We start from the raw sequence: 24,047 nt of genomic DNA, 5'->3' as shown, positions 1-24,047 counted from the left end.
ATTTACCGCTGCTGAAATAATGATCACTAATATGGGTAAACTTAACTAAAACGCCATGAGCGACGACCACTCACAAAACAATGATAGCCCCAGTCCCAAGAAAGGGTTCTTTACTCTTATCCTTAACCAGTTATTCCACGGTGAACCTAAAAACCGCGGCGATCTGGTAGAGCTTATCCGTGATTCTGAACAAAACGATCTGATCGATCCCGATACCCGAGACATGCTGGAAGGCGTGATGGATATCGCCGAGCAGCGCGTGCGGGACATCATGATCCCCCGTTCTCAGATGGTCACACTAAAGCGTAATCAAACGCTGGATGAGTGTCTGGATGTGATTATTGAATCTGCTCACTCCCGCTTTCCGGTGATCAGCGAAGACAAAGATCACATTGAAGGTATCCTGATGGCCAAGGACCTGCTGCCGTTTATGCGCACAGATTCCGAGCCATTCAGCATTGATAAAGTCTTACGGCCGGCGATTGTGGTGCCAGAGAGTAAGCGTGTCGATCGGATGCTGAAGGAGTTCCGTTCTCAACGCTATCATATGGCCATAGTCATTGATGAGTTTGGTGGCGTTTCAGGGCTGGTGACCATTGAAGATATTCTTGAGCTGATCGTTGGCGAGATAGAAGATGAGTATGATGATGAAGAAGACAGAGATGTCCGTCAACTCAGTCGGCACACCTATACGATTCGTGCACTGACCCAAATTGAAGATTTCAATGAAGTGTTCAACACCCATTTCAGCGACGATGAAGTGGACACCATCGGTGGCTTGGTCATGCAAGCTTTTGGCCACTTACCTTCCCGAGGTGAAACCATTGAAATTGAAGGTTACTTATTTAAAGTTGCCATGGCGGATAGCCGACGTATCATTCAAGTTCACGTAAAAATCCCGGATGATGCTCCGCAACCCAAACTGGAAGAATAAATCCTCGATGCCTATCGCTTCATACCTTCAACGCCAGTGGGTTCGCGCCCTACTGGCGCTATTTTTTGGCGCCTGCGGTACGCTGGCCTATTCGCCATTCGATCACTGGCCTGCGGCTATCGTTTCGCTATTTGGCTTACTCAGCCTGACACTAAATCGCAGCACCAAACAAGCCGCGTTTATTGGCTTTTGTTGGGGGATGGGGCAGTTCGGCACCGGTATTAACTGGGTGTATGTCAGTATTTCCGAATTTGGTGGCATGCCGACGGCAATCAATATCTTCCTGGTGGTGTTACTGGCGGCCTATCTGTCACTTTACACCATGCTGTTTGCCGGTGTATTAGCGCGAATTTGCCCAAAATCGACCTGGTGGCGGCTGGCAATTGCCGCACCAGTCGTGTGGCAGCTGACTGAATTCCTACGCGGCTGGGTATTGACCGGCTTTCCGTGGCTGCAATTTGGTTACAGCCAGATTAATGGCCCACTGCGGGGTATCGCGCCGATTCTCGGTGTTGATGGCGTAACCTTTATATTGATGACAATCAGTGGGTTACTGGTCTATGCCTGTTATCAACGCCGTATTATTGCTGCTGTTGTCGCGCTGGCGCTGTTATTACTGCCATGGCCACTGCGCCAGTTGCATTGGTTCACACCAGAGCCTGAACGCGCAGTCAATATTGCGATGGTACAAGGTAACATTGCGCAGTCAATGAAGTGGGACCCAAAAGTCCTGCTGACCACGCTGCAAATTTATATGGATGAAACCCGCCCGTTCATGGGGAAAGCCCCCATTATCATCTGGCCGGAATCTGCCATTCCTGATATTGAAACCGATCAAGCTCCTTTCCTGACCATGGTCGATAGCCTGATGCGAGCAAATCACAGTAGCCTGATTACCGGGATTGTTGATGCTCAGCGTCGCCCTGAAGGGCAGGGGTATCACTTCTTTAACAGCATCATTGTGTTGGGTGGAAAAGAGCCCTACCAATATCCGACTCAGAACCGTTACAGTAAGCATCACTTGGTTCCCTTTGGGGAGTTTGTGCCGCTCGAGTCCCTGCTGCGCCCGCTGGCTCCATTCTTTGATTTACCGATGTCATCATTTAGTCGTGGGGGTTACGTACAACCACAGCTTAATGTGGCTGGATTTAATCTGACAGCCGCCATCTGCTATGAAATCGTTTTGGGTCAACAGGTAAGGGATAACTTTAACCCTGATACCAACTTCCTGCTGACTATCTCAAACGATGCATGGTTCGGCCACTCTATCGGGCCTTGGCAGCATTTCCAGATGGCACGTATGCGTGCACTGGAATTGGGTCGTCCTTTGCTGCGCAGCACCAATAATGGCATTACTGCGGCAGTTGGCCCGATGGGTGAAGTGCTGGCGCAGATCCCGCAATTCACTCAGCAGGTACTTGAAGTTAAAGTCACACCAACGACCGGTGTCACACCTTACGCCCGTTTTGGCTCATGGCCGATGTGGATCATCACACTGGTTCTTGGTGCATTAACGCTGTATCGCGCTACCCGTTGCCGAACTGATAAAAAATAATCGATATACCCTAAAAAATTGGCGTTGCTGGGGTGTAAGCAAAAGAATCACGATTTGCTTACCCTTAGTAGCCCCAAGAACAAAGGGTAAGCACGTGAAAATTGAGAGCCTTATGTCACTGAATCCTGAATTTATCCTCACCACCGAAGCGCAATTAAATGAGCATTACGCCCCCCCGAACCAAAATGTGTTGAAGAAACAGATTGATCACATTGATGATTACGCCAAAAAGCTGATCGCCGCAGCACCTTTTGCGGTGCTGGGTACACTGGGCGCCAACGGGATAGACTGCTCGCCAAAAGGCGGAGAACCGGGTTTTATCCATGTGCAGGATAGCAAAACCTTGCTGTTGCCAGACCGTCCGGGAAATAATCGCCTTGATGGCATCCGCAATCTGCTGCATAACCCGTTTATCGGTATCTTGTTCCTGATCCCTGGCTGGACTGAAGGTTTTCGGGTGAATGGCCGCGCAAAGATTTCGGTTGATCCGGCGCTTTGTGAGCGTTTCAGCCAAAACGGCCACCCTGCCCGCAGTGTATTCGTGATTGAAGTGGATGAAGTATTTATCCATTGTGGCCGCGCGATTACCTTTGCCGACCTGTGGAATCCTGAGAAACATGTGGGGAAAGAAGACGTTCCAACGGCATTAGACGTCTTTAAGGCCCATCTGGCACTCAATAATCATCAGTTAAGCTGACCCGCAGTCAGACGTCGCCATCTGAACACTGTCTCATTACCTCTTCCCCGAGTTATCGCCTATGGCCCTCAATTAGCAGGGCTTTACCCTCCTTGTTACCCCGCGACTGGCACAGACCTTGCATTGTTTTTAATCATAATGTGTTAACTATCTGTAAGTACCCGTCAATCATTTAGCTATTGTAGGGTATTGCCGCAGTAGGCACGCAAAGGGTAGTTTCGAATAAAGGATCGCGGTTTTTCGCCCGCACATTTATAGGGCGTATCACGCACCATCAAAGTGCACGGGTGTTTTATTGCCTCTATTTGGTGCGATTTACGTCTCAAAAAACAAACATTTATTCATCATTCACATAACAATTTGCTATTTTTTAAAGATAATCTGATACAAGTAACAGCGAAAACCGAGTGTTAGCCAACAAAACATCGGTGGTTGGACCGCCAAAACGAAACAAACCGATTTTTCGTCTAACAACATTGAGCTGAGCACTGTTTTTTTGTACGACATTTTTTGTATGACATTGTTTTTAAACACAACATTAAGTAATAAAACAACAGCAAAGGAGTTGGACCATGCATATGCGTAAATTGGCGTTAGCGCTACTGTTAGCTGGGATGGCAAGTAGCGTAGCCCAAGCAGAAGAAGCGGCAGCACAACCCGCAGCGAAAGCGGAAGCCTCAGTTGATACTCTGAAGAAGATTAAAGACAGCGGCGTTATCGTGGTAGGCCACCGTGAGTCTTCTGTTCCATTCTCTTATTATGATAATCAGCAGAAAGTGGTTGGTTATGCACAAGATTATTCTGATCTGATCGTTGATGCGGTTAAGAAAAAACTTAACGCACCTGATTTACAGGTAAAACTGATTCCGATCACTTCACAGAACCGTATTCCATTACTGCAAAATGGCACCTTTGATTTTGAGTGTGGTTCTACCACCAATAATCTGGAACGTCAGCAACAGGCTTCGTTCTCTAACACCATTTTTGTCGTCGGCACCCGTTTGCTGACCAAAAAAGGTTCTGAAGTAAAAGATTTCAAAGACTTGGCAGGTAAAACTGTTGTCGTTACATCGGGTACCACATCTGAAGTTCTGCTGAATAAGCTGAATGAAAAAGACAAATTGAATATGCGCATCATCAGCGCTAAAGACCACGGTGACTCTTTCCGCACATTGGAAAGTGGCCGCGCAGTTGCCTTTATGATGGATGATGCGCTGTTAGCGGGCGAACGTGCAAAAGCCAAAAAACCAGACCAATGGGATATCGTCGGTACGGCACAATCTCAGGAAGCTTACGGCTGTATGCTGCGTAAAAACGACCCAGCATTTAAAGCACTATTGGATGAAACCATCGCCACCGCACAAACTTCTGGCGTGGCTGAGAAGTCATTTGACCGCTGGTTCAAAAACCCAATTCCACCTAAAAATCTTAACCTGAATTTCTCACTGTCTGATGAAATGAAGGCGCTGTTCAAAGCACCTAACGATAAAGCATTGAACTAACAATAATAATCAGGGCGGGTGCTACCTGCCCTACTGATTGATGATGGACCGATTGGGCTAATTTGATGCGGGGTGGCCGTTCCCCACTCCGCATTTTTTTGTTCACCCTCGGAAGGCCGCAACGCAGTGAATCATCAGTCATCAGGATGGCTTATCCATCCTTTTAAGGGAGTTCGTTATGTCAATAGACTGGAACTGGGGCATTTTCTTGCAAGCTGCCCCTTTCGGCAATACCACCTATCTCGGCTGGATTTGGTCCGGCTTTCAAGTCACCGTCGCGTTGTCACTGTGCGCTTGGGTGATCGCTTTCTTCATTGGCTCACTGTTTGGCATTTTAAGAACCGTGCCCAATCGAATTCTGTCAGGAATAGGCACCTGTTACGTTGAACTATTTCGTAACGTCCCCCTGATTGTACAATTCTTTACCTGGTATCTGGTGGTCCCTGAACTGTTGCCGGTTGATATTGGCATGTGGTTTAAAAGTGAGTTGGATCCAAATATACAGTTCTTCCTCTCCTCCGTGATCTGCCTTGGCTTATTTACTGCGGCCCGGGTTTGCGAACAGGTACGCGCAGGGATTCAATCACTGCCTCGTGGCCAGAAAGCGGCCGGTCTGGCAATGGGGTTAACCCTGCCACAGACTTATCGCTATGTTTTACTGCCTAATGCTTACCGGGTGATTATTCCCCCGATGACCTCAGAAATGGTTAACCTGGTTAAAAACTCAGCGATTGCCTCAACAATCGGCCTAGTGGATATGGCGGCACAAGCGGGTAAATTGCTGGATTATTCAGCTCACGCTTATGAATCCTTTACCGCCATCACTCTTGGTTATGTGCTGATCAACGCCGTGATCATGTTGGTAATGCGATTAGTTGAGAAGAAAGTGCAGTTACCCGGCAATCTGGGGAGTAAATAATGTACGAATTTGATTGGAGTTCTATCGGCCCCAGCATTCCTTACCTGCTGCAAGGCTTGGTTGTTACCGCCAAGATAACCATTACCGCTATCGTGTTTGGGATTATCTGGGGAACAATTCTGGCAGTGATGCGCCTGTCACCGATTAAAGCCATCAGTTGGTTTGCGACCGTCTATGTCAACGTGTTCCGCTCTATTCCGTTGGTTATGGTACTGCTGTGGTTCTATCTGGTGGTCCCGAGCTTATTACAAAATGTGCTGGGCTTATCACCAAAAACTGATATTCGGTTAATCTCCGCCATGGTAGCCTTTTCGCTGTTTGAAGCGGCCTATTACTCAGAAATTATCCGCGCCGGGATCCAAAGCATCTCCCGTGGGCAATCTTCTGCCGCTCTGGCGTTGGGCATGACACAAGGCCAGTCGATGAGATTGGTTATCCTGCCACAAGCTTTTCGCGCCATGGTGCCGCTGCTGTTAACTCAGGGGATAGTGTTATTTCAGGATACATCACTGGTGTATGTCCTTAGCCTGGCCGATTTCTTCCGCACCGCCACCAACATTGGCGAGCGGGACGGTACTCGGGTCGAAATGGTGCTGTTTGCCGGTTTAGTTTATTTCGTTATCAGTATTGCCGCGTCGATGCTGGTTAACTATTTGAAGAAAAGGACTGTTTGATGATTTCCCTGAAAAATGTTTCTAAGTGGTACGGCCACTTTCAGGTGCTGTCTGACTGCACCACCGAAGTTAAAAAAGGTGAGGTCGTGGTCGTTTGCGGCCCTTCGGGCTCAGGTAAATCAACCTTAATCAAAACCGTTAACGGGCTGGAACCTATTCAAAAAGGCAGCATTACTGTTAATGGCATTGGCGTGAATGATAAAGGGACCAATCTGGCACAGTTGCGTTCCAAAGTGGGCATGGTGTTCCAGCATTTCGAACTCTTCCCACACCTGTCGATCATTGAGAACCTGACACTGGCGCAAATCAAAGTGTTGGGGCGCGATAAAGCAGCAGCGCGTGAAAAGGGCTTGAAATTGTTGGAGCGCGTCGGCCTGACGACTCACGCTGATAAATTCCCCTCTCAGTTATCTGGCGGTCAACAGCAACGTGTGGCTATCGCTCGCGCACTCTGTATGGACCCCATCGCAATGCTGTTTGACGAACCCACTTCAGCCCTTGATCCGGAAATGATCAATGAAGTGCTGGATGTCATGGTCAAGCTGGCGCTGGAAGGGATGACCATGATGGTGGTGACCCACGAAATGGGCTTTGCCCGTAAAGTGGCTAACCGGGTTATCTTTATGGATGAGGGGAAAATCGTCGAAGACAGCAACAAAGATGATTTCTTTAACAATCCTAAATCTGATCGTGCCAAAGACTTCCTAGCAAAAATTCTGCATTAATTAAATAATAGCATAACAACCTATCCATTTATGGATAGGTTGCCCATCTGATTAATAGTATTAATTTCATATTCACACTTCAAAAAAAATAACTTACCCTATAACTACAGGTAATTATTTATAAGAAATAAAATAATTATCCCGTGATATAAATCACTTGTCATGCATCTCATGATAAAAACGAATGGGATACATAACTAATCATGTTGGATATATATTACACTTAAATCAATAAGGTTATTACATGAGTGATACAAATGAAAATATCATAAAGCAAATAAATAAATATCAATATAAGTGGTCAAAAAACCCGACCGAAGAAAGAGTGCTTTATTACTCTTTTGATAAAACCTCACCAACAAATATCCTTGATTATTTTGGAAAATTCGATCATGACCTTTCAACTGATATCACTGATGTCGATAGAAAAAATTATTCAGATATATCATTAACTGAGGCTAGTGAATCATTAAAAAGAATTGTAAAGGAAATATTGACCAGTCTTGCAAAAAATATTGGGCTAGCGTTTCGTGAGATAGAAGATCCAACCCAAAGTAACTTACATTTTCTTACTTATGACAATAACCAACCATATAGAAATAGAATATCAAATATAGGGCTTACCCTTCAGCTCAGTGAAAATAATCGCGAACACAGTGTGGTAACAATTCAGCGTAATCGTGAATACAGTAAAGGGCTGGTAGCCCACGAAATTGGACATGCACTGGGGCTTATTCACTTGGAAAATGATGGCTATGGACGCTCAACAGTGATGAGTAACCAAAGCAGAAACTTCAACAATAAGGACTCAGAATACTTTTCAGTTAATGATATTGCCGCCTTGCGGCTCTCTTATGGCCCGGATACAAACCTTGATGAAATATCGCAGCCAATCGAGGCTCCAATAGTGAGTCATGGGGAGGGGTATAATAATGAAGATGCTACCGTGGCGAAAGAGCCGACTACGATTGAGACATCACCTTCACTTGATGCCAGCACCAATACAGTAATATCTGAATTACCCGTCATTTCAGAGGCAATAAAAAACATCACATCCGTAGATATAGAAGAATATTATCAAAAAACCACAGGAAACAGAGAAAATATAGTGGCCTTATGGCAAAAACTGCATCAATCAAATTATCAGTTTGATGAAATCACATTCACTGTTAATGAACGGAAAACTCTTGAGTTAGTCAAAGAAAACATGAGTGGGAGTGCGCCCCGCATTAACTGGCTTCGTAATTTTGAAATCGGCACAACAGCCAAGGGTACAAATGGCGATGACTATATGTCTCTCTTCAGTAACGATAAAATAGTCAGAACCTATGATGGCAATGATTTTATAGTCGTTAATGCAGGCAATCAAACTCTCGTGGGTGGCGCTGGAAGTGATACCTACATGTTTAGTATTCATCGCGGACAAATAAAAACCATCGACTCCACGGGGAATAGCCTAACTGATTGGGACATTATAGATTTTAGTGATTTTCACAAGCGCCATTTGTGGTTTAAACAAGAAGGAAAGGATCTCGTAATAGACCATGACATCACAAACAGTAAGTTCATCGTCACTGATTATTATAAGGAAAACTCAAACACGATTAAGGAAATAGTGATCTATGACGAAATAATCACAGGTGAAGATATAGATATGCTGGTTGATACAATGGCCGCATATAATTCGCCGGATAAAATTAATTTTTATAGGACAGCTCAATACAAAGCAATTGCTCATCAAAGCTGGGTAACACTTCCTGAAGTTTAATTATTTTTATTATTTTTGGCTAAATTAATAATTAAGTAAAAAAAGGGCTAGCTGTATTATAACTAGCCCTATAAAAATAAATGATTATCGCCTAGCCCCTTTATGGCTGGAAGGGCCGACGATTGAATTGGTCATGACCACATTTTGGACAGAGTGGCAGCACTTCCGGGGTGTAGAAGGCCAGATGCTGATGGCACTTTTCACACACCAAATTCCCCAGCCCGACCACCTCACCACTGTGATAAACCCCATGATGACTGACGTCTTTAAACACCTCGCGCCACTCTAACTGGGTTTTGTCGGTGATATCAGCCAACTCCTGCCACAAACTCTCTTTAATCACCCGCATAAATACGCTGTCAGTGAATTCGTCCTTGCTCTCCTCATAGCTGCGAGCAAACTCCTCCAGATCACGGCGCACCGCCTGTATGATTTGCTCAACTTCACTGCGGGTTAACTCTTCTACGGCATTCAGCCGCTGTTCAGCGCTGTCCACCAGCTTATCGATATCACGTTCACCATTTTTCAAGCGTTCTGTCAGTGATGTCACTAACTCACGATAATATTGAGCTACCTTGTTCATAATCTCTCCTCGATCCACGGGTGTGATAAAGCCAAGTTGTGATGAAGCAAAACAGTCAGCAGGCTAATTCTCACCTACTAACGATTATCCGGCTCCTTAGTTTTTAGCCACTTACTTAGATAATAAAGTTAACCTTAATAATTTTAGTCGTAAATGACTGAAGTCACTGCATCATCAGGTCGTTTCCCCCCACTTTGGTGATTTCTGCCATCCACTACGCAGAAAAAACCGACTGTAGGGTGCTGAGTGTTGTTGCCGCTGCCGCTTATCGGCTATGCTATGCGGATCTCTCTTTATGATATGAAACAGATGATGCTACAGGCGTAGCTGTTTTTCACTATAGGACCACTGGCCGCCATGCAAGAGCAATACCGCCCAGAAGATATCGAAACGCAAGTACAGCTTCACTGGCAAGAGAAGCAAACGTTTAAAGTCACTGAAGACGCCAGCAAAGAAAAATATTACTGCCTATCTATGCTGCCGTACCCTTCAGGTCGCCTACATATGGGGCACGTTCGTAACTACACCATTGGTGATGTTATCTCCCGCTACCAACGTATGCTGGGCAAGAACGTGTTACAACCGATTGGCTGGGATGCATTTGGCCTGCCTGCTGAAGGCGCTGCGGTAAAAAACAACACCGCGCCAGCCCCCTGGACTTACGACAATATCGAGTACATGAAGAACCAGTTAAAACTACTGGGCTTCGGCTATGACTGGGATCGTGAAATTGCCACTTGTAAACCTGACTACTACCGTTGGGAACAGTGGTTCTTCACCAAGTTGTACGAAAAGGGCATGGTCTACAAAAAGACCTCTGCGGTTAACTGGTGTCCACATGACTTGACCGTGCTGGCTAACGAGCAAGTGATCGACGGCTGCTGTTGGCGTTGTGATACCAAAGTTGAACGTAAAGAGATCCCACAGTGGTTTATCAAAATCACCGATTACGCTGATCAGTTGCTTAATGATCTGGACACGCTGGAAAGCTGGCCTGAGCAAGTTAAAACCATGCAGCGCAACTGGATTGGCCGTTCCGAAGGCGTTGATATCGTTTTCGATGTGCTGGATAGCGAAGAAAAACTCTCCGTTTATACCACCCGTCCAGATACCTTTATGGGCGTGACCTACGTGGCGGTTGCTGCCGGTCATCCTCTGTCACTGCAAGCGGCTGAAACCAACCCTGCACTGGCCGATTTTATTGCTGAATGCCGCAATACCAAGGTTGCCGAAGCTGAAATGGCCACCATGGAGAAAAAAGGCATGGCGACCGGTCTGTATGCCATCCATCCGCTGACTGGCGAGAAATTGGCTATCTGGACCGCTAACTTTGTCTTGATGGATTACGGTACCGGTGCAGTCATGGCCGTTCCAGGTCACGATGCCCGTGACTGGGAGTTCGCCACCAAATATAACCTGCCAATCAAACCGGTTATTTTGGCCGCAGATGGCAGCGAACCTGATGTCACGAAAGAAGCCTTGACCGAGAAAGGCACCCTGTTCAATTCTGGCGAGTTCGATGGTCTGAATTATGAAGAGGGTTTTAATGCTGTTGCCGACAAACTGGTCGCGCTCGGTGTAGGTCAGCGCAAAGTGAATTACCGCCTGCGTGACTGGGGCGTCTCCCGTCAACGTTATTGGGGTGCTCCTATCCCAATGGTGACACTGGAAGACGGTACTGTAGTGCCAACACCAGAAGATCAACTGCCGGTTATTCTCCCGGAAGATGTGGTGATGGACGGTATTTCCAGCCCAATCAAGGCTGACCCTGAGTGGGCTAAAACCACCGTGAACGGAATGCCGGGACTGCGTGAAACCGATACCTTCGATACCTTTATGGAGTCATCATGGTATTACGCGCGCTACACCTGCCCGCAATATGATGAAGGTATGCTGGACCCTGCCGCCGCTAACTACTGGCTGCCGGTCGATCAGTATGTCGGTGGTATCGAACATGCCATCATGCATCTGATGTACTTCCGCTTCTTCCACAAACTGCTGCGTGATGCAGGTCTGGTAGACTCCGACGAGCCAGCCAAACGTCTGCTGTGTCAGGGCATGGTATTGGCTGATGCCTTCTACTACACCGGCACTGGCGGTGAACGTATTTGGGTTTCACCGGTTGATGCTATCGTCGAGCGTGATGATAAAGGCCGCATTATTAAAGCGACCGATGCTGAGGGCCATGAACTGGTGTATGCCGGCATGAGCAAAATGTCGAAATCGAAAAATAACGGTATCGACCCACAGGTGATGGTAGAAAAATACGGTGCCGATACCGTACGTCTATTTATGATGTTTGCTTCCCCAGCAGAAATGACGTTGGAGTGGCAAGAGTCTGGCGTTGAAGGAGCTAACCGCTTCCTGAAACGTGTCTGGCGTCTGGCCTTTGATCACACTGCAAAAGGTGCAACGGCCCCGCTGGATATTGCTAACCTGACAGATGATCAGAAATCCCTGCGTCGTGATCTGCACAAAACGATTGCCAAAGTCACTGATGATGTGGGTCGCCGTCAAACCTTCAACACTGCCATTGCAGCGGTAATGGAGTTGATGAACAAGTTGGGCCGCGCACCTCAGGAAACTGAGCAAGACCGCGCTCTGCTGCAAGAAGCGTTACTGGCAGTGGTACGTATGCTTTATCCATTCACTCCTCACGTCTGCTTCACTTTGTGGCAAGCGCTGGGTGGCGAAGGTGATATCGATACCGCACCATGGCCAATCGCCGATGAACAAGCGATGATCGAAGACTCTAAATTAGTTGTCGTACAGGTTAATGGTAAAGTGCGTGGCAGAATTACTGTGCCTGCCGATGCCACTGAAGAGCATGTTCGCGAACGTGCTGGTCAAGAGCACTTGGTGGCTAAATACCTGGATGGGGTTACCCTGCGTAAAGTCATCTATGTTCCTGGCAAACTGCTTAACCTGGTTGTGGGTTAAGACAAGGAGGAGTTGTGCGACATCGTATTCTGACGCTGTTGCTGGGGTTGGCGGTGCTGGTCACCGCTGGCTGTGGCTTTAATCTGCGAGGCACCACTCAGGTGCCACCTGAACTGCAAAAATTACTGCTGGAAAGTAGCGATCCCTATGGCCCGCTAACCCGTGCAGTACGTCAACAATTGCGTTTAAGCAACGTGACTATTGTTGATGACCCGATGCGCCAAGACCTACCGACCTTACGGATTATTGGCTCATCCGAAAATAAGGATACTGTGTCCATCTTCCGAAATGGTGTGACGGCAGAGTACCAGTTAGTGCTGCATGTACAGGCGCAAGTATTGATACCGGGCCATGATATTTACCCGTTACGGGTAAATATCTTCCGCTCCTTCTTCGATAACCCGTTAACTGCACTTGCAAAAGCTGCGGAAGCTGGGGTTATTCGGCAGGAAATGCGTGAGCAGGCAGCTCAGCAGCTAGTGCGGCAGCTCCTTACCGTACATGCTGCGGAAGTCAAAAACGCACAGGAAAATGGTGACAAATCGGTGAGCGGTAACAGCGCAACTGGCACCGCCAAAATCGCCCCGGTCAAAGAGATCAATATTGGCAAACCCGCAGTCAGTACCCCTGCCCAATGATCCGAGTCTATCCTGAACAACTTGTCGCGCAGCTCCATGAGGGGCTGCGCGCTTGCTATCTGTTATGTGGCAATGAGCCATTACTGTTACAGGAGAGTCAGGACCATATTCGTCAAGTGGCAGCACAACACGATTTCACCGAACATTTCAGTTTTGCGTTGGATGCCCATACCGAGTGGGACAGTATCTTTAGCCTCTGTCAGGCACTGAGTCTATTTGCCAGTCGCCAGACACTACTATTGAGCTTCCCTGAGAGTGGGTTAACTGCGCCAATGAACGAGCAATTGGTCAAATTATCCGGGCTATTGCACCCCGATATTCTGCTGATTTTGCGAGCCAACAAGCTCACCAAAGCGCAAGAAAACAGTGTCTGGTTTAAGGCACTCAGCCCGAATGGCGTTTTTGTCAGTTGCCAGACGCCTGAACAGACACAGCTACCCCGTTGGGTTAGCACACGTGCCAAGAGTCTGGATCTGGACATTGATGATGCCGCCATTCAGTTGCTGTGTTACTGCTACGAAGGCAATCTGCTGGCGCTGTCGCAGGCATTAGAACGCCTCTCACTGCTCTACCCCGATGGCAAATTGACACTGCCAAAAGTAGAACAAGCGGTCAATGATGCCGCGCATTTTACGCCGTACCATTGGCTAGATGCCCTATTGGCCGGTAAAAGCAAACGGGCCTGGCATATCCTGCAACAGTTGCAGCAGGAAGATAGCGAACCCATTATTTTGCTGCGCACCCTTCAGCGTGAATTATTGCAGTTGTTAACATTAAAGCGTCGGATGGATCAGGTGCCGCTGCGGGCCTTGTTTGATCAATTTAAAGTGTGGCAGAACCGTCGCCCGATCATGACTCAAGCACTGCAACGTCTCTCCATGCCACAGTTGCAACAAGCGGTTCATCTGCTGACACAAATGGAAATTCGCCTAAAACAGGATTATGGTCAATCAATCTGGCCTGAGTTAGAAACGCTGTCTATGCTGATGTGTGGCAAAATATTACCTGAGAGCTTTTTTGATGCCCAATAAATCCCCGACTCGCACCCTGCATGCCCTGTTCGGCGGTACTTTTGATCCGATTCATTATGGCCATTTGAAGCCAGTTGAAGCCCTGGCTCAACAAGTGGGCCTACAACACATTATTTTACTGCCCAATCATGTACCGCCTCACCGTCCTCAACCTGAAGCTAATGCACAGCAACGGCTAAAAATGGTTGAGCTGGCGATTGCCGGTAATCCGCTGTTTAGCGTTGATTCACGAGAGTTATTACGTGACACGCCATCATTCACCATCGATACACTTGAATCCTTACGTAAAGAACGTGGTGCTGAGCTGCCGTTAGCGTTTATTATTGGGCAGGATTCATTATTGTCACTGCATAAGTGGCATCGCTGGGAATCGCTGTTAGATGTGTGCCATCTGCTGGTTTGTGCCCGCCCTGGTTATGCCCAAACGCTGGAAACACCAGAATTACAGCAGTGGCTCGATGAACACCGGGTCTTTGATCCACACGCGTTGAGCCTACGGGCACAAGGGGCAATCTATCTGGCAGATACGCCACTGTTGGACATTTCTGCGACTGATATTCGCCACCGACGTCATAACGGTGAAAGTTGTGATGACCTGTTACCGCGTGCTGTTCAGCGATATATTGAGTTACAGGGTTTGTATCGCGGCTGAGGGTTTATATCGCGACGCATTGACCCATGTTATACTCCGCCGCTAAATTTCAGGTATTCACTGAAAACCCGATACATTATAACTGTTCAAACTGGTAGCTGTGCGCGGAATCTCCCGCAAAACAATACCTAAGAACGTTATATACCCAAAGAACTTGGCGTTGCAGGTAGGCAGCAAGCGCACCAATCCCGATGAGCTTACATTAATAATGTGATTCGGGTGAGTCTGTGTAGCTAACAACTCTGCGACTTCAGAACGAAGGGTATAGACAGAAACCACCCGAGGGGGAACCTTTGCAAGGTAAAGCGCCCCTTAAGACATTAAAAACAATATAAATCAATTAGTAACGTGATTTATTGCTTAATATGTGTGCGACATTTAAGGACATTGTTGGACATTACACGACATATTAATCAATAACTTACCACTCCGTTTTGACCTCTATTTCCCCCACCCCACAGGCATCCATGCCTAGCTATCACGCAGTAACTGTGCTATTTACTTTTCGTTAGATTACCTTTCGGTGATACCGGAAGGATGCTTGGAAACGACTTGCCAAGGTATGCAGCTCCTTCTTTGGTTAGATGGGCCGCATCAATGAATATCGGCTTAAGATCGTCTGTGAGTACATTGCATGAGTTAGGGCTTGGACATGTTAGTTTCATCATATCGACAAACTTAATTCCAGAAACTTCTGAGAGCTTTCGATTAACCGCATCTGATTTTTCATCTCTGAATTCGGATGCATACTCACCAAGCCCATTAACTCGACCAAGCGAGTTAACAAAATCTATGCTTCCTTTAGCTAACATCTTATTCCCAAAAAGATAGATATCCGCATTAGACATACTCGAAATCTTAGATATTGCCTCACTTAATTTCGGCAATGAATGACTGTACCACTTCATTGCGATATATATTTTGTCTGCTTGTCCGAGTAGTTTACTATCCATTAGTGCGTCCATTTGCTTTCCACATACTGGGATCAGGTCAGCCCTTGCTATCGTTCCTGGGTTATTTTTAGTGAAAAATGCATCTCTCTCATCTTTGTTTACAAACGGGGTTCCGCATTGTGTGTAAATCAACCTAACAACCACGTCATAGTTATCTATTATTCCTGACTCGTTGAGGAGGTTTACTAGATCGGCTGATTGAGAATCTCCTGCAATCAATAGCTTTTCTTTGCCATTATTCTTGAAATCACCAACTCCAGCCAATTCAATGTGTTTATTCCACAAGAATTTTTCAGTTGACTTAGCATCAAAATCGTTAATTTTCTGTATTTGCTCCGGCAATCTCCATACCCATCCTTTGTTAGCCCAACTACTTGAGGCGGGGATCATCATGACCATTGCTATACATGAACATGCCAAAGCGAAAGCTGGGCCCGAGATATTGAATGTTTTAGGGTTTCTAAATGGCTTTTCTATGAAGCGGTGCATGACCACAGAAAGAGCGAACGTCGCCGCGACTAATCCATAACGTTCTATACTAGAAATCTCTTTGACGGAGAAGTATTGAACAAATACAACTAACGGCCAGTGAATTAGATATAGCGAATAGCTAATTTCCCCAATATAACTAACTGGACGAAGGGATAGTATCTTGGCCCCTATCGCTTGCTCACCTGACAGGATGATAAGCGCAGCGCCAATAACGGGTGGCAACGCATTTATACCGGGGAATGCAGTTTCGGTTGAGTATGAAAATATGGAGTAAAATACCAATGCGATACCCACAACAAAAATTATGTTGGGCATGTAGTATTTAGACTGCATAAATTTAGATCGTCCAACAAAGAACGCCAGCCCACCGACTGCAAATTCATAGAATCGATATTGTGTTAAATAAAATGCGCCGGTTGGATCATATTTCAATGCAAATATTGATGAAATTAAGCCAGCAATGGTAACTACAACAACTCCAACCCCTGTTATTTTCCTGCCAAACTTAATCAATAAAAGTAATATTGCAGGCCAAATCAAATAAAATTGTAACTCGACACTAAGTGACCACGTATGAAGGAGTGGCTTTACTATAGATGCGGAGTCGAAATAATCTGCTTGCATCCAAAAAAATATATTAGATATCGCGCCCAATGCAAATATGGTTGACCCTGACATGTTGGCGAAATCAATCGGAGAGAACAGCCAGAAAGCTGAGACATAACTAAGAATTATTGTTACAAGCAGTGCAGGGAAAAGACGTCTCGCCCTTCTTATGTAGAAATCAGAGAAGCTGAACCTACCAGTCTCCCTTTGCTTTATTATCCCTCCGGTTATTAAATAACCACTAATAACGAAGAATATATCAACACCAACAAAGCCGCCAGAAAAATGGCCTATTGAGAAATGATAGAGCATTACCGAAATCACGGCGATAGCTCGAAGCCCATCGATATCACTTCGATATGCTCTAGCTGGGGCTGTGGCTGGGTCTTTTTTTTCTATGTTAGACAGCATTAAATCATCCATTTCAAAGAGTTAGAACAGTTAGTTTTCAACTGATAACTATGAAGATAGCTGATTATATATAGATTTTCGCCCTTAGCCCATGAAGTAATGATTTTTTAGCTTGCTGATGAACTAGGAGGTTATGTTATTTGCAACTACAGAGTTAGTTAAAGAACCGGTACCTGATATGTTGGTAGTGAGATTATTATAGAATAAGTTATCAGTGATAATAATTCTGTCAGCAGGGACTACCGCGGTAAAACCATTTTGTAATCTTGTTGTTCGAGTGTCATAAACCCGATTTCCTATAATGGTAGAGAAATTCCCGCCGTTGAATATCAAACCAAAACTTGTTGTTGTCACTGCATTATCACGACAAGTATTATTAATAATTGATGAATTAGATCCAGTTACAGAAATTCCTGCCGTTTTATTCAAATAACAATCATTCTCGCTAATTGTGGTAACGTTAGCCAGAGCTCTAATACCAGAGATGCAATTTGTAACTTTATTCCCTGATACTGAACTTCCTTCCGCTGTTGAGTCAATATAAATACCATGGTCAAGGAAGTTTAGAACCTGATTTTTTGAAATAATAACTGAACTAGATCTATCAATAATAATACCCTGACCGGACGCAGTATTATTGCCATCGATTATATTTTCAGTTATTGTAATTCTGGAATTTCCAGTTCCAGTCGTTGATCGAATACCAATCTGCCCAACACTACTAATTGAATTCCTACTAACAATAACATCAGCAGTGCCTTGCTGGATGCTTACGCCAAATGTTGACCCGGATAATTCATTATCAATTATTTTAACATTTTTAATTTGGCCGTATTGAGATGTAACCCTTACACAAGAGCCCGGATTAGATAATTTTCCATTGAATACTTTATTACCTTGAACGAGGACTCGTTGCGTATCTCCTTTAAGATAAACAACATCGTATGTCCTACCACCCCCATCAAAGCTATTGTTTAATACCCAAATATCACGGCAAACGCCACCGCCAATGTCAACAATCTCTTCATCAACTCCGAGTGAGTTGTTGTAGCAAGTGTTTCCAATAATAAGGCAACGCTCTGTATCCCAATTAATATCTATAGCTTCACTGACAGCGCCAGAGAAAATATTGAAGGCAATCACTGTATCAGTAACAGGGCCGTTCGTATTCCCAGCGCCATCACCACCCGTTGCTATGCCAAATATTCCACCTGATGTTTCATTGTATGTAAATTTTGAAAGCTTAGAGTTTTTCCAGAAGAAAGTTGGGGTTTCGTTTCCTATAAACTTGCAATTCTTTATGTCAGTTCTCAGTGAATTTTCAACCGTAATACCATAGAGTCTTGGGCTGCTAGTTCCAGTGTAATTAAATATAACCCCATCAATAGTAACATCGTCCGTGGTATCAATTTTAATAAACTTAGGTGCATCTTGTACCCCTATTGATGGGATATCAGTTGTTAGGTCTGTCTTCTTTAGGATGCCGCCGTTACCCTTGATGATTTGCCCTTTCACTGGGATGCCGGTGACGCCATTAATTAGATAAGTTCTTCCGGCTGTAAACGATACTCCACGCCCAACAGCAATGGTGTTTTTGTATGCAAGCCCATCCTCTGTTACTCCGTCACCTTTAGCGCCAAGTTGCTCAGGGCTGATTGATGTTTCAGTGATCTCCCACCAGTTACCATCTGCTGACTGAATCTTCCCTGCGTGCGTTGGTTCTGACGCAACTTGCTTATAGTTAGCTGCCCCACCGTCGCCAGCGCTGTAGTAACCATCGACATTAATATATTTGGTGCTTGATGGGATATTCGCTGCCTGCACGTCTGCCACTGAGCCAAAGCGATCGCCTGCTGTAGGTGGTGAAAGATTAGGGAAGTAGAACTGCTGCACATTAAGCGCATCATATACAGCCATGCTGTAGCCCTGCTCAGTTACAAACTTAGCCACTTGCCCGTTATATACGGGATAGCCACCGGCGTTGATCAGTAAAGGTTGAGCAACAGGAACATGGCTGCCATCTTCATTCTCCAAGAAAACCTGAATCTGATTTGATGGTATAGTTGGGTCGGTATCAATCTCACCGATGTAGATACGGCCGCCAAAGATGGCCCCGAATTTACGTGGCATTGTGAATAGTCGTGACGGCATTGAAACGGGAATGTTTGGTATGATGTCAGCCATTAATGTTCTCCAGGCGTGTGCAATCCCCGCAGTGGTTATTCTGCGTGGTTCGGATTTTGGGCAATAAAAAACCCGCCAAAGCGGGTTGGAAATTTAAAATAATAGATAGGAGGTTGATGTGTTGGAGATAGCTTCTTTTGTGGCCTTGGCTGCAATCGTCTATTTGATTAGGCAGGTTGGTATTTTATCAAATAGAGTTAGTGAGTTAGAGAAAATAACAGATCGCCTAAATGATAAAATCAATTAGCATTTACGTTTTTATAATTCTCTAAAGTTATTTATATTTTGCGCCTTGAGCTGTTGCCGTTAATGCTCGATTGACTATTTCTAATTGCCTTTCAAATGCAGTGCTATTTTTGGGCGTGTTAGCCAGCTTTAGCATTGCGTTCCTAATTGGCTTGCTCTCATACATACGACCAAGCAGTCCATAGCTTACCGTTGCTGCTGCTGCGCCGGGATTAGATGCTGCGGCCCCAGCCACTACCCACGGCAATACTTGCTGCCCTGTTGGAGTAACGACTGATGCTTTCCCTGCCTGTTTTGTTGACTCAAGATAGTTCTTCAGTCCACGAACATATCCAGCATCGGCGCCACGAAATGCAATGCCTGTCTGGTTAGATAGCATATTGAGTTGGCGTAGGAACTGATCTGGCGATCCACCTGATTTTTCCATCGCCTTACCAATTATCCCGTTTCGCATTTGCGCCCGACCAGTGCTACCAACAGAGTTATATAGCGTTTGTATTTCTGACTTTTTGTTGCTGTAGAGGATGTTATTTACCACTTCTGGCGTTAAATCCCCCTTCATCAAAACGTTTTTAAGCCTTGTGTTTTTCAGCGTGTTGGCCTCGGCTGCGTATACTTGGTCAGCCTGCTTTAGCCTTGTAGCATCACGCGGCGTTAGAGAAGCTGATACCCCATCATAAATATCATCCCCCATGGCTTTGTAAATTCGGTTAACTGCCGCTTCAGAGCGAGTTGGCATTGTAGTGCGCTCACCCTTAACATCTTGCCGGAACTGCGTTCGTAGATTCCTTAGTTGATCAAAGCCCGTTCCACCAGATGGCGTGCCGCGAAGCAACTCATTCTTGTACTTTTGCAGCTGTTCTATGGTTGCAGAATCCTTTACTTCACCCAGAGAGTTAAGCCTTGATACCTCTTTATCAATAGCTTGAACAGTTCTAGATGGTTGAATTCCCGCGCCACTCATCCTCTCAGTAACATCATTGATCCGATTTCCAGCTGCTGCCTTTATCGTCCCTGTTTTCTGCTTAAGGCTAGTGACTACCGCTGATGGATCATAGTCGCCAAACTTATTAGCAAAATCCTGAACAAGCTGGCTTCTTGCCTCTTGCTGGGTAGATCTCATTCCGCTAGTTCCTACTAATGGGATGTTCTCTGCTGCCCCCTGAGCCATTCGTCCAACTTTGCTTTGTGGTTGAAGTAGATCAGTTGTGTGAAGTGGTACTCCCTGTTGCTCTGCGAAATCAATTGCGGCCCTAGCCTCTGGTGCAATCTGTCCTTTTACGGCACGATAGCCTGCGCCAATTGCATTGGTTAACCCACGAGTAGCCCCACTAAGCGCAGTCGATACGCCAAGATCTGACGCCAGTGCCCCAGCATCATTCTTACTGCTATTATCAGCCAGAACACCAACTGCATTCTCTGCAAGCAAGCTGGCCGCTTTAGCCCCTACTCCGGACGCTGTTTTAGCTGCACCAGATACTGGGTTAATGACGTATGGCAACGCTTGGGCTGCAATCTTTCCCGCTTCAGTTTGTGGTTGTAGAGACTCAGGAAGGGACATGCGCATCGCTGGGGTATAGGTTCCGTCGCCCAGCCCAACCTTACTACCAATCCATGTTGCCGCACTCTGAACAGCATCACCAACTTCAGGAATAATGTTGGCTACGTTCACCCCGGCCTGAGCAATACTTCTACCTGCCTCTTTTGCGCCAAGAAGTGCTTGATCGGCAAATCCTTGCTGTTCCGGCTGTTGTTGTGTTTGCTGTTGCTGTGGTGCTTGCTCTTGTGCGATTGGCAACGGATATACAGTAAAGAACTCCTGTCGCGCGGCTTCGGCTTGATCACCGGCTTGAGGGGCGACAACCTCATTAAAATACTGCTCTTGCGCTGCTGCTTGCTGGTCTGGAGGTAATTGCTGGTACTCAGGTTTTGATATTACATCTTTCCATGCGATAGCCATTAACCACCCCACAAGTTAGAGAACCCGCCCCCCGCTGCTGGTTGCTGGGGTGTTTGTTGCTGTCGTGATGTTTTCTTGCCGCCATTACCAACATCAACCTGATACTGTTGGTTGTAGTTGTCAGTGTATTCGCGGATCAATCTGATTGATTGCTGGGCAGCCTCTGGGCTGGAAAAATCAAACTGAGGCATGCCCTGAAAATACATCTTCGCTTCTGCAACGGTGTTAATACCGCTTGCCCCCATGTCCCTTGCTGCTGCAATGCCCTGATTCTGCATTTTCCCCTGAATTCTCTGCGCGGCATTATATATCTGCCGCTGATCCTTGCCACTTAACCGGCTTCTTACATCAGCACCAAAGGCAGGAGACCCACTCCCCCCAGTTACCCCCGTCATAAATTCAAGTGATTCAGGGCTGGCATTTGCTATAGAATCCAAGTCTTTAGACATTGCGAAGTTCTGAGCAGTTGCCGCTGATGTAGGAGGTGCTGCTATCGCACTGGCTGGAACTCTAACCATATTCCCCGAATCATCTATGCCGTCGTAGAAAGCAGTAGACCCTGATCCATGTAATTTACCAGTCACTTCTACAGTTCGCCCATCAGCTAGCTGAACCGTGTTGTTACCACCGCCAGCATCCGGCCGCCCCCTTACTCTCATGTATGTTTTCTGCTGTTCAGGACTCAGGCTTTGGAAATATTGATATTCCTTCACTGAAGCAGGCTGAGAATTCTGCCCTGATGCTGAACGAATAGAGTTTTCACGGCTAACTGCAATCTGTTGGCCTTGCAAACTCTCCCCTGCCTGATTGCTGCGCACGGTCTCGGCTAACTTGCCACGGTCAATCTCTCTCCCTACAGCCTTATCCTGAAGATCGAAATACTTTTCAGGACCGAGAGCTGACATACCAAGGTGATCAGCGAACTCACCGAACCCCTGTGGGTTTTGCTGGTACATAGTAGCAACATCACCGGGATTAATTCCCACACGAGCTAAATCACCGGCGCTAGACTTCAACCACTCACCCATAGCTTCGGGGCTTTGTGCAGCTAATCGAGCTGTTGATGCAAGATTGCCTATCGTGTTGCGCTGGTCTTCGTCAATGAATCCCATGCCATTTCTAACCGCTTCAAATTGGTCAGGGTATTGCATGGCAAGCTGGCGCATTGCGTTTCTATCGCCGGAAGCATAAGCACTGGAATATGCGGATTGAAATTCTTTCTGGCGTTCTGCCTGTTTCTCTTGTTGATAAGATTGAGCTACAGAACCTAGTCCTTGCAGAGCTTGTAGCCCGATATTGTTTGCGCCTGAGCGTTGAATGTCGTTATTCTCGCGGATCATGCCAAGAGTAGCGTTAACATCACTAACCTGCGGCGCGTTGGTATTATTGGTTCCAATGCCCGAAAGAAACCCGCCACCATTACCTTCTTGCCATGTAGCCATTAGAATAAACCTCCGAGAAGGCCCAACCCGCCACCGATAGCAGCGCCGATGCCAGTACCAATACCAGGAACTATGCTACCCAATCCAGCCCCAGCAGCAGCCCCGCTAAACGCTCCACTCAAGCCTGACTGCAATCCGGATGGTCGATTAGCATTGGCCGCTGATAGCGATGCCTGTTGCTGATAAATGGAACCCATGTTATTTGCATATGACTGACCGGCATTCGCCTGCCCCTGCAAAGCGCCAAGGCCGATATTTGCCAGGTTGCCGTAATTCTGCATCTGACCACCAAGCCAGCTCTGACCGAGCTGCGGCGCAATAGTCGCTAGACCATTACTTGTTGCAGTGGACCCAAGGCCACCAGTCGCTTCTGCACCGGCCAATTGCTGATAACGCGCCTGATCTGCCAACCCCTTGTATTGATCTGACCCATAGTATCCTTGCAGTGCAGAGTTTTGACCTTCGAGCGTCGATAGCCCCTGAAGCTGATTAATATATTGGCTGGCTAGCGGCGTGAATGGTGCAAGGTTGTTCATCACTGTTTGCCATTGCTGACGTTGCAAATCAGTCTGTTTGTTTATTGCGTCAGCCTGTGCGCCTGCGCCGTTGTCTCCACCACCACCTTTGCAGTAAACAGCGCGGTCACGAACCTTGTTCATTAGTTGGAAAATTAACATTGAAGAAAATCCTCATATTGGGCTCGCTTAAGCTGATATAGCGTCACGCCAACCGGCCTGCCGTTACTAATGTATGCATCGTCCAGATGACCGATACGCTCAGCCCCGAGCAGTCTGATAAGCGATCGTCCATATTTCGTTGAGTCGGGAACCATCGTTACTGAGTTTGTGAAGGGGGAGTTTTCAAGTAGCCAGCGGCAAAATAACTTGTGGCCATCAAGTGCGTATTTCCCCCGAAATCCGGGGTCATATATTGCGTGGCACTCAACGACGCTATGCCAGAAGGTTCTAACCTCATGCACTCCAACCAGAAGTAGCCCCTCATATATTCCGAGATACAAAGCATCTGGCTTAATGAGGTATTCACTGCCGTGATCGACAATGTTTCCTGTGATATCTGGGTTATTTAGGAATGCACGAAGCCGACCCAAGTCGGGGATTGTTCGTAATTCCATGAG

19 protein-coding genes are annotated in these 24,047 nt (G+C 46.4%); 12 read left to right on the top strand and 7 right to left on the bottom strand.

Going from position 1 to position 24,047, the window contains the following annotated elements; genetic code table 11:
* The first annotated feature begins 55 nt into the window (after nucleotides 1–55).
* The 8 genes from corC to ACZ76_RS14940 all read left to right on the top strand — a co-directional run bounded on the left by corC (nucleotide 56) and on the right by ACZ76_RS14940 (nucleotide 8,774).
* Nucleotides 56–934 carry a CNNM family magnesium/cobalt transport protein CorC gene (corC, locus tag ACZ76_RS14975; RefSeq protein WP_004873307.1) on the top strand — a complete coding sequence of 293 codons (879 nt, stop codon included), beginning with the start codon at nucleotides 56–58 and terminating at the stop codon, nucleotides 932–934.
* A gap of 7 nt (nucleotides 935–941) precedes the next feature.
* Nucleotides 942–2,489 carry an apolipoprotein N-acyltransferase gene (gene lnt, locus ACZ76_RS14970; RefSeq protein WP_048619646.1) on the top strand — a complete coding sequence of 516 codons (1,548 nt, stop codon included), beginning with the start codon at nucleotides 942–944 and terminating at the stop codon, nucleotides 2,487–2,489.
* A 112-nt stretch (nucleotides 2,490–2,601) separates the two neighbouring features.
* Entirely contained in the window at nucleotides 2,602–3,186 is a 585-nt protein-coding gene (locus ACZ76_RS14965; RefSeq protein ID WP_048619645.1) for an MSMEG_1061 family FMN-dependent PPOX-type flavoprotein, read from the top strand.
* 572 nt (nucleotides 3,187–3,758) lie between these two features.
* Nucleotides 3,759–4,688, top strand: a complete 930-nt coding sequence (locus ACZ76_RS14960; RefSeq protein WP_048619644.1) for a glutamate/aspartate ABC transporter substrate-binding protein — start codon at nucleotides 3,759–3,761, stop codon at nucleotides 4,686–4,688.
* A 178-nt stretch (nucleotides 4,689–4,866) separates the two neighbouring features.
* Entirely contained in the window at nucleotides 4,867–5,607 is a 741-nt protein-coding gene (locus tag ACZ76_RS14955) for an amino acid ABC transporter permease (RefSeq protein ID WP_048619643.1), read from the top strand.
* Nucleotides 5,607–6,281, top strand: a complete 675-nt coding sequence (gene gltK, locus ACZ76_RS14950) for a glutamate/aspartate ABC transporter permease GltK (protein ID WP_048619642.1) — start codon at nucleotides 5,607–5,609, stop codon at nucleotides 6,279–6,281. The genes ACZ76_RS14955 and gltK overlap by 1 nt, the downstream gene beginning before the upstream one ends.
* Nucleotides 6,281–7,006, top strand: coding sequence for an amino acid ABC transporter ATP-binding protein (locus ACZ76_RS14945; protein ID WP_004873313.1), 726 nt, complete (start codon nucleotides 6,281–6,283; stop codon nucleotides 7,004–7,006). The genes gltK and ACZ76_RS14945 overlap by 1 nt, the downstream gene beginning before the upstream one ends.
* A 244-nt stretch (nucleotides 7,007–7,250) precedes the next feature.
* Complete coding sequence (locus ACZ76_RS14940) at nucleotides 7,251–8,774, top strand: reprolysin-like metallopeptidase (protein WP_048619641.1); 1,524 nt, start codon at nucleotides 7,251–7,253, stop codon at nucleotides 8,772–8,774.
* A gap of 100 nt (nucleotides 8,775–8,874) precedes the next feature.
* Here ACZ76_RS14940 and ACZ76_RS14935 read toward each other — a convergent pair whose 3' ends face one another.
* Nucleotides 8,875–9,357, bottom strand: coding sequence for a zinc ribbon-containing protein (locus ACZ76_RS14935; protein ID WP_048619640.1), 483 nt, complete (start codon nucleotides 9,355–9,357; stop codon nucleotides 8,875–8,877).
* Between the two features lie 357 nt (nucleotides 9,358–9,714).
* Between ACZ76_RS14935 and leuS the strand changes: the two genes are divergently transcribed.
* From leuS to nadD, 4 genes are read left to right on the top strand one after another with little or no spacing between them, the layout of a single operon-like run.
* Nucleotides 9,715–12,297, top strand: coding sequence for a leucine--tRNA ligase (gene leuS, locus ACZ76_RS14930; protein ID WP_048619639.1), 2,583 nt, complete (start codon nucleotides 9,715–9,717; stop codon nucleotides 12,295–12,297).
* 14 nt (nucleotides 12,298–12,311) lie between these two features.
* Complete coding sequence (lptE, locus tag ACZ76_RS14925) at nucleotides 12,312–12,935, top strand: LPS assembly lipoprotein LptE (RefSeq protein WP_048619638.1); 624 nt, start codon at nucleotides 12,312–12,314, stop codon at nucleotides 12,933–12,935.
* Entirely contained in the window at nucleotides 12,932–13,966 is a 1,035-nt protein-coding gene (gene holA, locus ACZ76_RS14920; RefSeq protein ID WP_048619636.1) for a DNA polymerase III subunit delta, read from the top strand. Before lptE ends, holA begins: the two co-directional genes overlap by 4 nt.
* Nucleotides 13,956–14,618 (top strand): nicotinate-nucleotide adenylyltransferase, encoded by a 663-nt coding sequence (nadD, locus tag ACZ76_RS14915; RefSeq protein WP_048619635.1) that lies wholly within the window; start codon nucleotides 13,956–13,958, stop codon nucleotides 14,616–14,618. The genes holA and nadD overlap by 11 nt, the downstream gene beginning before the upstream one ends.
* A 494-nt stretch (nucleotides 14,619–15,112) precedes the next feature.
* On the opposite strand, the gene ACZ76_RS14910 is transcribed toward nadD, so the two are convergent.
* From ACZ76_RS14910 to ACZ76_RS14885, 6 genes are all read right to left on the bottom strand, one after another.
* Nucleotides 15,113–17,080 (bottom strand): acyltransferase family protein, encoded by a 1,968-nt coding sequence (locus ACZ76_RS14910; protein ID WP_048619633.1) that lies wholly within the window; start codon nucleotides 17,078–17,080, stop codon nucleotides 15,113–15,115.
* Nucleotides 17,081–17,203: 123 nt separating this feature from the next.
* Entirely contained in the window at nucleotides 17,204–19,264 is a 2,061-nt protein-coding gene (locus ACZ76_RS19355) for a phage tailspike protein (protein WP_158506223.1), read from the bottom strand.
* A gap of 274 nt (nucleotides 19,265–19,538) precedes the next feature.
* Complete coding sequence (locus tag ACZ76_RS14900) at nucleotides 19,539–21,470, bottom strand: hypothetical protein (RefSeq protein WP_048619631.1); 1,932 nt, start codon at nucleotides 21,468–21,470, stop codon at nucleotides 19,539–19,541.
* Nucleotides 21,470–22,912 carry a phage DNA ejection protein gene (locus ACZ76_RS14895; RefSeq protein ID WP_048619630.1) on the bottom strand — a complete coding sequence of 481 codons (1,443 nt, stop codon included), beginning with the start codon at nucleotides 22,910–22,912 and terminating at the stop codon, nucleotides 21,470–21,472. Before ACZ76_RS14895 ends, ACZ76_RS14900 begins: the two co-directional genes overlap by 1 nt.
* A complete protein-coding gene (locus ACZ76_RS14890; RefSeq protein WP_048619629.1) occupies nucleotides 22,912–23,589 on the bottom strand; it encodes a hypothetical protein in 678 nt (225 codons plus the stop codon). Before ACZ76_RS14890 ends, ACZ76_RS14895 begins: the two co-directional genes overlap by 1 nt.
* The gene (locus ACZ76_RS14885; protein ID WP_048619628.1) at nucleotides 23,583–24,044 is read right to left on the bottom strand and encodes a DUF2824 family protein; all 462 of its coding nucleotides are present in this window, start codon (nucleotides 24,042–24,044) and stop codon (nucleotides 23,583–23,585) included. The genes ACZ76_RS14890 and ACZ76_RS14885 overlap by 7 nt, the downstream gene beginning before the upstream one ends.
* Between the last annotated feature and the right edge of the window lie 3 nt (nucleotides 24,045–24,047).

The sequence above is a fragment of the Yersinia aleksiciae genome (genome assembly GCF_001047675.1).
In the GTDB taxonomy this organism is placed as follows: domain Bacteria; phylum Pseudomonadota; class Gammaproteobacteria; order Enterobacterales; family Enterobacteriaceae; genus Yersinia; species Yersinia aleksiciae.
Note: the sequence above shows the minus strand (reverse complement) of the source record. Positions and strands in the feature narration are given on the sequence as shown.